General features: G+C 74.4%; 8 protein-coding genes. 3 read left to right on the plus strand and 5 right to left on the minus strand.

The genetic code is table 11. The annotated features are described in order from the left end of the window. Positions 1 to 354 precede the first annotated feature (354 nt). Entirely contained in the window at positions 355 to 1,413 is a 1,059-nt protein-coding gene (locus tag ACFYYJ_RS03805; RefSeq protein ID WP_385125263.1) for a LuxR C-terminal-related transcriptional regulator, read from the plus strand. 33 nt (positions 1,414 to 1,446) lie between these two features. On the opposite strand, the gene ACFYYJ_RS03810 is transcribed toward ACFYYJ_RS03805, so the two are convergent. The 4 genes from ACFYYJ_RS03810 to ACFYYJ_RS03825 form a co-directional block, all read right to left on the minus strand. Beyond that, positions 1,447 to 2,592 carry an ABC transporter substrate-binding protein gene (locus ACFYYJ_RS03810; RefSeq protein WP_389128188.1) on the minus strand — a complete coding sequence of 382 codons (1,146 nt, stop codon included), beginning with the start codon at positions 2,590 to 2,592 and terminating at the stop codon, positions 1,447 to 1,449. 129 nt (positions 2,593 to 2,721) lie between these two features. After that, positions 2,722 to 5,388 carry a SpoIIE family protein phosphatase gene (locus tag ACFYYJ_RS03815; RefSeq protein WP_389128190.1) on the minus strand — a complete coding sequence of 889 codons (2,667 nt, stop codon included), beginning with the start codon at positions 5,386 to 5,388 and terminating at the stop codon, positions 2,722 to 2,724. Between the two features lie 290 nt (positions 5,389 to 5,678). After that, the gene (locus ACFYYJ_RS03820; protein ID WP_385125259.1) at positions 5,679 to 6,377 is read right to left on the minus strand and encodes a sigma-70 family RNA polymerase sigma factor; all 699 of its coding nucleotides are present in this window, start codon (positions 6,375 to 6,377) and stop codon (positions 5,679 to 5,681) included. A 145-nt stretch (positions 6,378 to 6,522) separates the two neighbouring features. Next, positions 6,523 to 7,164, minus strand: a complete 642-nt coding sequence (locus ACFYYJ_RS03825; RefSeq protein ID WP_389128193.1) for a hypothetical protein — start codon at positions 7,162 to 7,164, stop codon at positions 6,523 to 6,525. A gap of 253 nt (positions 7,165 to 7,417) precedes the next feature. Between ACFYYJ_RS03825 and ACFYYJ_RS03830 the strand changes: the two genes are divergently transcribed. Both ACFYYJ_RS03830 and ACFYYJ_RS03835 read left to right on the plus strand, forming a co-directional pair. Then, positions 7,418 to 8,641, plus strand: a complete 1,224-nt coding sequence (locus ACFYYJ_RS03830) for an MFS transporter (RefSeq protein ID WP_389128195.1) — start codon at positions 7,418 to 7,420, stop codon at positions 8,639 to 8,641. Beyond that, a complete protein-coding gene (locus ACFYYJ_RS03835) occupies positions 8,638 to 9,741 on the plus strand; it encodes a sugar ABC transporter permease (RefSeq protein WP_389128197.1) in 1,104 nt (367 codons plus the stop codon). Before ACFYYJ_RS03830 ends, ACFYYJ_RS03835 begins: the two co-directional genes overlap by 4 nt. A gap of 28 nt (positions 9,742 to 9,769) precedes the next feature. Here ACFYYJ_RS03835 and ACFYYJ_RS03840 read toward each other — a convergent pair whose 3' ends face one another. Further along, positions 9,770 to 10,933 (minus strand): acyl-CoA dehydrogenase family protein, encoded by a 1,164-nt coding sequence (locus ACFYYJ_RS03840; RefSeq protein ID WP_385125320.1) that lies wholly within the window; start codon positions 10,931 to 10,933, stop codon positions 9,770 to 9,772. Positions 10,934 to 11,011: the final 78 nt, after the last annotated feature.

Here is an 11,011-nt window from a genome sequence, read left to right on the forward strand (position 1 = left end):
GTGCGGCGCGCTTCCGGGACCGGCGCGCCTCGTCCAGCTTCGGGGCGCGGACCGCCGCCTTCCAACGGGGTCCGACCGTCGTGTTGTGGACTGTCGGAAAGACGACAGCAAGTGCTTGCAGAAATTTCCGGCCTCTTCTGTGAGCGCCTCGACCGGCCGCGCGGCGCCCTCCCGTCCGGCGGGCCGTCGTGCGGCCTCCCCCAAATCCCGGCAGCGGGAACACATTTGGCGCCGCCGTCGGGCATCCGTGGTCCCCGGACAAAGCGTGTCCGATACACGTTCCCGCTGCCCCGCCGCTGCCCCGGACTCTTCTAGCATCGCGATCGCGACGGATGCGAACGAGAGAGCGGCGACATGGACACAGTCAGACTGCAGCGCCCGCAGGACCGCCACCGGCCCCGGGGGCTCACCTCCGCGGAGATGGGCCTCTACCGTGAGTTCGCTGAACACGGCCCCCTCCGCAGAAGCCGGTTATCGGCCCGCGAAGATCCCGACGCCGTCATGCGGGCCCTCGAAGGCCTCCTCGCCAACGGGCTGGTCCGGCCGATCGGTGCCGACTGCTTCGCGGCCGCCAATCCGACCGAGGTGGCGGAGGAGTTGCTGAAACGCTGGCAGGAGCGGGTGCAGGGCGCCCAGCTCGACCTGCTGCGTATGCGTGGGCAACTGGCGGAGCTCGCCATCGTCCACGCCGCCCGACGGCGCGCCCTCCAGGGGCCCCCGCTGGAACGCGTCGAGTCGCCCGCGGAGTTGCGACGCATCCTCGACCAGCAGGCCGCGGAATGCCGCCGCGAACTGCTCAGCGCCCGGCCCGGCGGCCCCCGCCCGGCCGCCGACCTGAGCCGCGCACGCGACCGCGACCGGGACCTGCTCGCGCGCGGAGTGCGGGTCCGCACCCTGTACCAGCACTCGGCGCGCTTCGACCCGCCGACCATGCGGCACGAGGCCGAACTGGCGGACCTCGGAGCCGAGGCCAGAACGGTCCCGGGCGGCCTCGTGCGCTGCCTGGTCTTCGACCGGACCCTGCTCGTCCTTCCCCTCGACGACGCGGAGGGCGGCGCACTGCTCGTGCGCAGCCCGGAGCTGGTCGAGTTCGTCGCCGAGATGATCGAACTGCTCTGGGTCACGGGCGGGCACATCACCACGCCGCGCGAGAAGGCCTTCGTCCAGGACGTCGCCGATCAGGTGAAACGATCCATCCTGCGGCACCTGGCCCAAGGCGAGGACGACCGGGCCACGGCCCGCGCACTGGGCATCTCGGTGCGCACCTGCCAACGCCATGTCTCGGCCATCATGCGCCAGTTGGGAGCGACGAGCCGGTTCCAACTCGGCTACCTCGCGCAGCGGCACGAGCTGCTCGCACCCGACGGCCCCGAGGCGGCGAGCACGAACCCGAACCCGATGGCATCGACGTGAACGCCGCCCGACCCCCTTCCGGACGCGCGGCCCTCAGCCCGTGACGGCCCCGGCCCAGTTGCGGATGACGGTCTCCCGCGCCTTGTCCCGCTGTGCCTCCGTCGGGAAGGTCGGCGTGCCCTCCACCGTCGGCAGGTTCTCCGCGGCGGCCTTGTCGATGGTGCCGTCCTCCTTCATGGCGTCCATGAGCACGGGGCGCGCGTAGGCGCGGAGTCGGATGTTCTGCCCCTCCGGGCTGAAGACGTACTCCTGCCACAGGCGCGCCGCCGCGGGGTGCGGGGCGTCCTTGTTCACCCCACTGGCGTAGTACTGGGCGAAGCTCCCGTCGAACGGGATGGCGGTCCGCCAGTCGACGTCCGCGCCCTTGTCGCGGAACTCGTCGGCGTACCCGAGGTTCAGGAAGTCCCAGTCGATGCTGATCGGGGTCGTGCCGTTCTCGATCGTGGCCGGGGTGGATTCGACCGGGATGAAGTTGCCGCTCTTGGCCAGCTCGGCGAAGAAGTCGATGCCGGGCTGGATGTCGTCGAAGGAACCCCCGTTCGCGAGGGCCGCGGCCCACACGCCGGCGAAGGCGGAGCCGGACTTCGTCGGGTCGCCGTTGAGGGCGACCTTGCCCTTGTACTCGGGCTTGCGCAGGTCGTCGAAGGTGGAAGGGCAGGTCGTGACGCGCTTGGCGTCGCAGCCGATCGAGACGTAACCGCCGTAGTTGTTGTTCCAGCGGGCCTTCGGGTCCTTCTGGTCCTTCGGGATCTCGTCCCACGCGGCGACCTTGTACGGGGCGAGCAGCCCCTGCTGGGCCGCGGACCGGGCGAACGGGTCCCCCACGTCGATCACGTCCGGGGCGAGGCCCCCGCTCCTGTGCTCCTTCAGGGCGTTGATCTCGTCCTGGCTGGTGCCCTCCGGATTCTCCACCGTGACCTTGATCCCGTACTTCTTCTGGAAGCCGTCGATGAGAGCGCCGTAGTTCGCCCAGTCGCTCGGGAGCGCGATCGTGTTGAGCGCGCCCTCCTTCTTGGCCGCAGCCGTCAGCGCCGCCATGCCGCCGGCGTCGGGGGCGGAGGTGGCCACCGCGGGCGCTCTGGGAGCGGAGACGGACTCGTCTCCGCAGGCGCCGAGGGCCGCCGCCGTGAAGGCCAGGGAGGCGGCGACGGCTGCTGTCCGGAGACGAGGTGCGGGCACTAAGGCTCCATGGCGGGCGATCGCGTACCGGTCGACTCCAGCGTACGTTCACCGGACCGGGAGGCGCAGTCCCAGTGGGCGGTGTCCCCCCGTGGTTCTCCGCTGCCGGCCTCCTTCGTCGGCGCGTTCTCACAGCGGCTCGTCGTCCCACCCGGCCAGCAGTTCCTCCTCCCCGACCTCCTCGGACGGCGCGCCCCCCTCGTGGAGGGCCTGCTCGCTCCAGATGATCTTGCCGCGAGGGGTGTAGCGGGTGCCCCAGCGCTGGGCGAACTGCGCCACGAGGAAGAGCCCGCGGCCGCCCTCGTCGGTGTCCTCGGCCCGGCGTACGTGCGGGGACGTGCTGGACCCGTCGGAGACCTCGCAGATCAGGTGGCGGTCGTACAACAGCCGCACCCCGATCGGCTCGGTCCCGTAGCGGATGGCATTGGTCAGGAGCTCGCTGAGGATGAGCTCCGTCGTGAACGCGATGTCGTCCAGGCCCCACTCCGACAGGCGCCGGGCGCAGGCGTTGCGGACCTTCGAGACCTCCGCGGGATCCGGGGGCACCTCCCACTCGGCGATCCGGGCGGGGTCCATCAGCCGGGTACGGGCCACCAGCAGCGCGATGTCGTCCGTGGGCCGGGTGGGCAGCACCGCGTCGATCACCGCGGTGCAGGCCTCCTCCGGGGTCCGGGCGGGCCCGGCCAGGGCGGCGCGCAGCGCGGCCAGTCCCGCGTCGGGATCACGGTCCCGGCCCTCGATCAGCCCGTCGGTGAAGAGCGCCAGCGTGGAGCCCTCGGGCAGGGTCAGCTCCGCGGTCTCCCTGGGCAGACCCGCGCCCAGCCCCAGCGGCGGGGAGACCGGCACCTCGGGGAAGGACACCGTGCCGTCCGGGAGCACCAGGGCGGGCCCCGGATGACCGGCGGTCGCGGCCGCCACCCGCCCCGAGACGGGATCGTAGACGGCGCACAGGCAGGTGGCCCCGGTGATCCCCTGCCACTCCTGCTCGTCGGCGTCGATGTGGGCCACCAGCTCGTCCAGGTGGTTCAGGAGCTCGTCCGGAGGCAGGTCGAGCATCGAGAAGTTGTACACGGCGGTCCGCAGGCGACCCATGGTGGCCGCGGCGTGCAGACCGTGCCCGACGACGTCCCCGACCACCAGCGCCACCCGCGCGCCCGGCAGCGGGATCACGTCGAACCAGTCACCGCCCACACCGGCCTGGGCCGCCAGATAGCGGTGCGCGACCTCGACGGCGGTCTGCTCCGGTACGCCCCGGGGCAGCAGGCTGCGCTGCAGGGTGTCGGCCACGGTGTGCTCGCGGGTGTAGCGGCGTGCGTTGTCGACCGACAGCGCGGCCCGGGCGGTCAGCTCCTCGGCGAAGGACACGTCCTCCTCGTCGAACGGCGGGGAGTCCTGCCCCCGCCAGTACCCGGCCATCCCCAGCGCGACGCCCCGGGCCCGCATGGGCACGGCGATCAGGGAGTGGAAGCCGCGGTCCAGGATCCTCTGTGCGTTCCCCGGGTCCTGGGCCCGCCAGTTCTGGGCGGTGCGCAGGTCCGCCTCCAGGACCCCGTGGCCCGCGGCCAGCCCGGCGGCCATGGGGGTCGACGGTACGAACCGGATCAGCCGGCCGACCGGGTAGAGCGGGTGGTCGCCCCGCAGGCCGACGCGGGCGGTGCGGCGCATCTCGGTGGTCGCCTCGGGCGGCTCCTCGCCGCGCAGCACCGGGTCCAGCAGGTCGATCGTGACCACGTCCGCGAAGCGCGGGACCGCCACCTCCGCCAGTTCCTGCGCCGTGCGCTCCACGTTCAGCGTCGTCCCCACCTGCACCCCGGCGTCGTACAGCAGGTTCAGCCGCTCGCGGGCCACCTCGGCCCTGCCGGACAGCGCCCGCAGCTCGGTGGTGTCCCGCAGCGTCACGACCGTGCCGGTCGACCCGAAGGGGGCGGTGGGCCGGATGTTCACCGCCAGGAGCCGGTCGGCCGCCATGTGCACCTCGTCCGTCGCGGCCCGGCCCGACGCCAGCCGCTCGGCGATGCCCTCCTCCAGCCCCAGACCCGTGACGGGGCGCCCCTCCGCGTCCGCCGGCAGGTCCAGCAGCCGCCGCGCCTCGTCATTGGCCAGCAGCAGCCGCCCGCCGTCGCCGACGATCAGCACGCCTTCGCGGACCGCGTGCAGCACCGCGTCGTGGTGCTCGTACATCCTCGTCATCTCGGCCGGCCCCAGGCCGTGGGTCCGGCGCAGCAGCCGGCGGCTCACCAACGCGGTGCCGCCCGCGGACAGCGCGAGCACCACGGCCGCGCTGCCGAGGACGACGGGCAGCTGCCGGTTCACCATGCCCTTGACGTTCTGGACCGTGACGGGGGAGGAGACGATGGCGATGACCTCGCCCCGGGCGTCCTTGACCGGGACCACCGAGACCACGGACTGCCCCAGCGACCCCTTGAACGTCTCGGTGAACGACTTGCCCGCCGCCGCCTTCGAGAACGGGCCGACGACGTGCCTCCCGAGCTGCCGCGGGTCGCTGTGGGTGATGGTGACCCCGTCGAGCGTGTACGTGTTGATGCCGTCGACCCCGGCGATCTTCCGGGCCGCCTCGGCGCTCGGCTGGAGCAGCGCGGTGGGATGGGGGCTGCGCAGGGCGGCGACGATCCCCGGGGACTCCGCGAACGTCCCGGCGGCGGCGAGCGTACGGTGCCGGGCGTCGTTCATGGCGGCGCTGCGGCCCTGGACCACGAGCACCACGACCAAGGCGGCGACGAGAAGGACCACGAGGGCCAGCTGGACGAGGAACACCTCACCGGCCAAGCTGCGCACACTCAGCAGGGAAGACAGCCGCTGCGCCCGCCCCGCCCCTCCCTTGGCGGGAGGGGCGGGCTCCTCGTGCTCCCGTTGACCGTCCGTGCCCGGACGCCGGGGAGCGGCGGAAGGTCTCGCGGCCGAGCGGAGCAGCCGGCGCCTGAGTCCTCCCAGGTAGTTGCTCACCCGTCCATTTTCCAACCTCTGCGGCTTGTCGGCAGCGCGCGGCGAGGGTCCGGCGGCGGTGCGGCGCCGGCGGCGCCGCGCGACCGGCCGGGTCGGCCCCTCCCTCGCGCACCTGCGCGTGATCAGACCGGCGACGGTGCGAGCGCGGCCGGTCGGACCGCAGGGGAGACGCGCCCCGCGTCATGGAGGGGCGGTCGGTTCGGCGGGGTCGCGGGCGCCTCGGTGTCCGTCAGGAGCGCGATCAGCGTGATCCGGGCGCGGGCCACCCGGGAGCGGACCGTGCCGATGGGACAGCCGACGGCGACGGCGGCCTCGGCGTACGGGAGGCCGAGGAGCTGGGTGAGGACGAACGCCTCGCGCCGCTCGGCGGGGACGGCCGCCAGCAGTTCCGCGAGGGCGACGCCGTCGTCGAAACCGGGAAGGCCGTACGGCTGGCTCTGCTCGGCGGCGGCCTGCCAGTCGTGCCGGTCCGACAACCGGGGGCGGGCAGCGGCATGGCGCACGCTGTCGACGACGGTGCGCCGGGCGATGGACAGGAGCCAGGTACGCGCGGAGGAGCGGCCCTCGAAACGGGGGAGCGCGGCGAGCGCCCGCAGGAACACGTCCTGCGTGAGGTCTTCGGCCGCCTGGGGATCCGCGCCGAGGTACGCCACGTACCGCCAGACGTCGCGGTGCAGGGCCCGGACGAACCGGTCGGCCTTCGCGGGGTCCCCGTCGCGCGCGGCGAGGGCCAGTCGTGTCACCTCCGCGTCGGACTCCGGGGTGTGCCGGGCCGGCCTTTCGCCGGCGGGACGGTGCTGGGTGGGCAGGGCAGGAGTCATCGCCACAGGTCCTTAGGGGCAAGGTGTCCGGCACCGCACGCGGCGGGGCCGGTGAAGGGGGTACGGCCCGCCGGAGGGCATGGCCGATGCCCGAGGCGCGACAGGCGGGAGAAGGGCCGTCAGCGCACGCTCGGGGAACCTGCTGTCACAGGACAGCGGTTCCCGGCGGCGGGCCCCGCTGGGTGATGGCGTGGACGAGGAACAGCTGCGGGAGCGCGGGGCCCCGCCGCGGCCGACGTACGGGGACGCGCGGCCGGGCAGGAGCCGGAGCGAGGCCGAAGAGCAGCCGAAGCGGTGTCCAGAGCCGGCCCGCGACGGCGCGCAGGATGCGGAAGGCTCCCCTTTCGCCGTGGGCCAGCCACAGGCCGCAGAGCAGAGCGGCCAACAGGTGCGCGGCGATCATGCCGATCGGGGACATGCCGATGGAGGACGCGTCGAGCGGGGGCGGGTCGAGCGTGGTCATGCCGGCCATGCCCGGCATCTCGTGCGTCCCGGCCATGGCGCCCATGTCGTGCACGTCGTGCATGCCGTGGTGCGCGTGCGAGGTGCCGGACGGCGGGGAAGGGCGCAGGACCGACTGGGCCAGGGAGAAGCCGGAGTGGAGCGCCCCCTGGACCGCGACCGTCGCCGCGATCACCGCGAGCGGCCCGCGTTCACGGCTCGCGAGGGACCAGGCGGCGATCGCCGTGCCCACGAAGCCGGCGGACATCGCCCACCAGGGCACGGCCGTACCGGACATGAGCACGTGGCCGACCGACGCGAGCAGCACGCAGACGGCTGCGAACATCGCAGCCCGTACCGCTCGTAAACCGTGGCCTGGCGTCATGGCGGTTCATCCTCGCATCGGCCTTCAGGGCTGTGCAGGGGGGTGCGCACTTCCTGACAAGTTCTCGACCGCGGGTGCGGCACCCCTTGAAATCCGTACGTCCGCGAGCCGGTTGTGGCGCAGGGCACAGAGGGAGGAGGGAACTCCGGCACCGGTCCATCCGACTGCCTTCCCGGTCGGTCGTGCGGTTCAACATCCGGGAACGGAGATTTCTGTGACGTCAGGGAGGACGGAGGCGGCGACCGCTCCCGCGGCGGGCGGTCCGGCCCGGGAGGCTCGACGCCTGACCGCGCTGCTCACCTGCGCCATGGCGTTCTCGATGCTCCAACTGTTCCTGATCGGCGCGCTGGGGCCGCGCCTCGTCGACGAACTCGGCATTTCCCCGACGGTGTTGGGGCTGACGACCACGGTCGGATTCGGGACGGCCGCCGCGCTCTCCCCGGCCGGCGGCCGGATGGTCGACCGCGTCGGGCCCCGGCGCTCGCTGGCGCTCCTGCTCCTCGTCTCCTCCCTCGCGCTCGCCCTGATCGGTTCCGCTCCGGGCGCGCCCCCGCTGCTGGGCGCGGTCGCGCTGGGCGGCGTACCGCAGGCCCTGGCCAACCCCGCCACCAACAAGGCGATCCTGGCCGTGGTCCCGCAGGCCCGGCGGGGTGCGGTGACCGGCCTCAAGCAATCCGGTGTGCAGTTGGGCGCGTTCGCGGCCGGACTGCCGCTCGCCGCCCTCGCGGGCGCACTCGGCTGGCGGGGCGCGGTGTGGACGGCCTCCGGGGCGGCACTCCTCGCCGGAGCGTGGGCGCTGCGCGCGCTGCCCGCCGACCCGGCCGTCCGGCCGGCCCCTTCCGTTCGTACGGCGTTCACACCGCGCGGGATGGTGGCCTGGTTGGCCGGCTTCTCGGTGTTCCTGGGAGCCGGGATCGCCTCCGTCAACACGTACCTCGCCCTGTACGGGGTGCGCGGCCTGGGCATGGGCCCCACCGTGGCCGGCGGCCTGGTCGCCGTCCTCGGCGTCGCGGGCGTCCTCGGGCGGGTCGGGTGGTCGCAGGCCGCCCGACCGGGGCGGGCCGAGTGGCTGCCGGCTCTGCTGGCCTGCGGCGCCGTGGGCGCCGCGGCCCTGCTGGCGGGCGGGCTGTCGGCGCGTCCGCTGGTGTGGGTCGGCGCCGTCGCCGTCGGAGTGTTCGCCGTCTCCGGCAACGCCGTCTCGATGGTGCTGGTCGTACAACGCGCGGCCCCGGGCCGGGCGGGACGGGATTCGGCGCTCGTCGCGGCGGGGTTCTTCGCCGGATTCGCCGCGGGACCGCCGCTGTTCGGCCTCCTCGCGCAGAGCGGGCGGTACGGGGCCGGATGGCTGTTGGTCGGGGTCGAGTTCGCGGCGGCGGCAGCGGTCGCGTTCCTCTGGGCCGTACGGGACCGGCGCGCGGGGACGGGGAAGACGGCATGACCTCCGACGACTGGGCCGGCCGGGCGCTCACGGCCGTCATCGACCGGGTCACGGTGACCGAGACCGAGGTCGGCAACCGTTTCCCGCTGTACGCCGACCCGGCCGACGGGCGGTGGAAGACCACCGGCCGCGGCTCGTGGACCGGCGGTTTCTGGGCCGGGCTGCTGTGGCTCCGCGCCCGCCGCACCGGGGACCGGGCACACCGGCGGGCCGCCGTGGAGTGCACGGCCCGGCTCGCGCCGTGGGCCGGGGCCGACACCGCCACCCGGGGGCTGATCTTCTGGTACGCGACGGCCCCGGCACCCGACGCGGCCGAAGCGGTCGCGCTCCGGGCGAGGGCGGCCCGTGCCTGCCTGGACTCCTACGATCCAGGGGCGGGCGTCGTCCCCTGGGGCGCGGCCCTCGGCGGCCCCCGCCTCCTGGCCCGCGCGGACGCGGTACCGGGGCTGGTACCCCTCCTGGCCGGGGCGGGACCCGAGGGGCCGGCCGTGGCGGCGACCCACCTCCACCGGCACCTGGACCTCTGCCTCGGCGCGGAGGGAGCGGGGAACGGCGGCCGGCCGCGGCCCGCCTGGCGGTTCGACCCGGCCACGGGGTGGCACCCCCACGAGGACCCGCCACCCGGCTGGAGCCGGGGCGAGGCGTGGCTGCTCCTGGCCGTGGCCGACGCGCTGCTCCACCCCGAGGTGGCCGGCCACCGGCCCGAGCGGCTCGCCTTCGCGGCGCGACAACTGCTGGTGCGGGCGGAGGTCCTGACCGGGCGGCTCGTCCCGCCCAACGAGGCGTCCCGGCCGCTGGGGCCCGTCGACACCTCGGCCGCCGCCATCACCGCCGTCGCCCTGCTCAAGCTCTCCCGGGCACGGGCGCCCAGGGCCGCGGCGTGCTCCTCCCGGGCCGCGGCCATCCTGCGCCGACTGACCGAGGCCCACCTCACGGGACCGGGCCCGGACCGCCCGGCGGGCATGCTGCTGGACGGCTGCTACGACGCGGCCAAGGGCCTGGCGGTACGCCACGAACTGATCTGGGGCGACTTCTTCCTGGCCCTCGGCCTGGCCGCACTCGACGACCAGGACGACCTCGTCGACATCACCCGCGTCTAGACCGACCTCACGCCCCCTCAGGCCTCCCTCAGGCCCCGTGCCCGGAGCCGTGGCCGTAGCCGCGCAGCACCCGGCGGGCCACCGAGGTGATGTGCAGCTCGTCCGGACCGTCGAGGATCCGGGCCGCCCGCCCGACCCGGAACAGGGCGGGCAGTGCCGTGTCGGGGCCGAGTCCGGCCGCCCCGTGGACCTGGATGGCGGAGTCCGTGACCTGCTGCAACATCCGCGCGGCGGCGACCTTGGCCAGACCCACTTCGGTACGGGCGTCCGCTCCGGCCGCGATCAGGGCGACGGCCTCGTGGACCAGGGGGCGGGTGGTGCGCAGCGCGAGCAGCGCGTCGAAGACGTGCTGCTGGACCAGCTGCCGGCCGGCCAGGGGCCCGCGTGACCCGCCGCGCGTGGCGGCGCGTTCGCACATGAGGTCGAAGGCCCGCTGTGCCTGGCCGAGCCAGCGCAGGCACCGCAGGGTGCGGCCGAGCGCGAGCCGCTCGCCCGCGATGTCCAGTGCGTCGCCGCCCGCGCCCAGGAGGTGGTCGGCGGGCACGGGCACCCGGTCCAGTTCGATCTCGTACTGGTCCGCCGCGCCCAGTACGGGCAGTCGGCGCACGACCCGGAATCCGGGCGAGCCGGTCGGTACGAGCAGCAGGGACAGCCCCTCCCGGTCGCCCGTCGCCCCGGCCGTCCGCGCCATGACGGTGACGAGGCCCGCGCCCGCGGCGCCGGAGGTGAACCACTTGCGGCCGCTGACCCGCCAACTGCCGTCGGGCCGGGCCTCGGCGCGGGTGCCGGTGAGGAGCGGGTCGGTACCCGGCACGTCCGGTTCGGTCATGGCGTAGCAGGCACGCAGCTCGCCCGCGACCAGCCGCTCCAGGTACTCCTCGCGGACCCGGGCGCCACCGTGACGGTTGAGCATCGTGACGTCGAGCAGGGGTGCCGAACCCAGCGCGGCGGGACCGTGATCGCTGGCACCCTCGGCCTCGGCCAGCGCCGCGTACTCACGGAAGGTCAGGCCGCCGCCGCCCAGGTCCGCGGGGAGCGGCAGGGCCCACAGCCCGGCGGCGCGCGCCTCGGCCCGCAACTCGGCCAGGGCGGCGACGGCCTCCCTTCCGCCCGTGTCCAGCACCGTCTCGGACGGGAACACCCTCGTGCGGACGAACGCGCCGATCCGCTCCTCCAACTCGCTCGTCCGCATGCCGGGTCGCTTCGATCCGTCGTGCACCGCACCCGAAACCGTCACCGCGTACCTCCTCGTTCCCGGGAACCCGTGGGA

Source organism: Streptomyces sp. NPDC002467 (genome assembly GCF_042889825.1).
GTDB lineage: Bacteria > Actinomycetota > Actinomycetes > Streptomycetales > Streptomycetaceae > Streptomyces.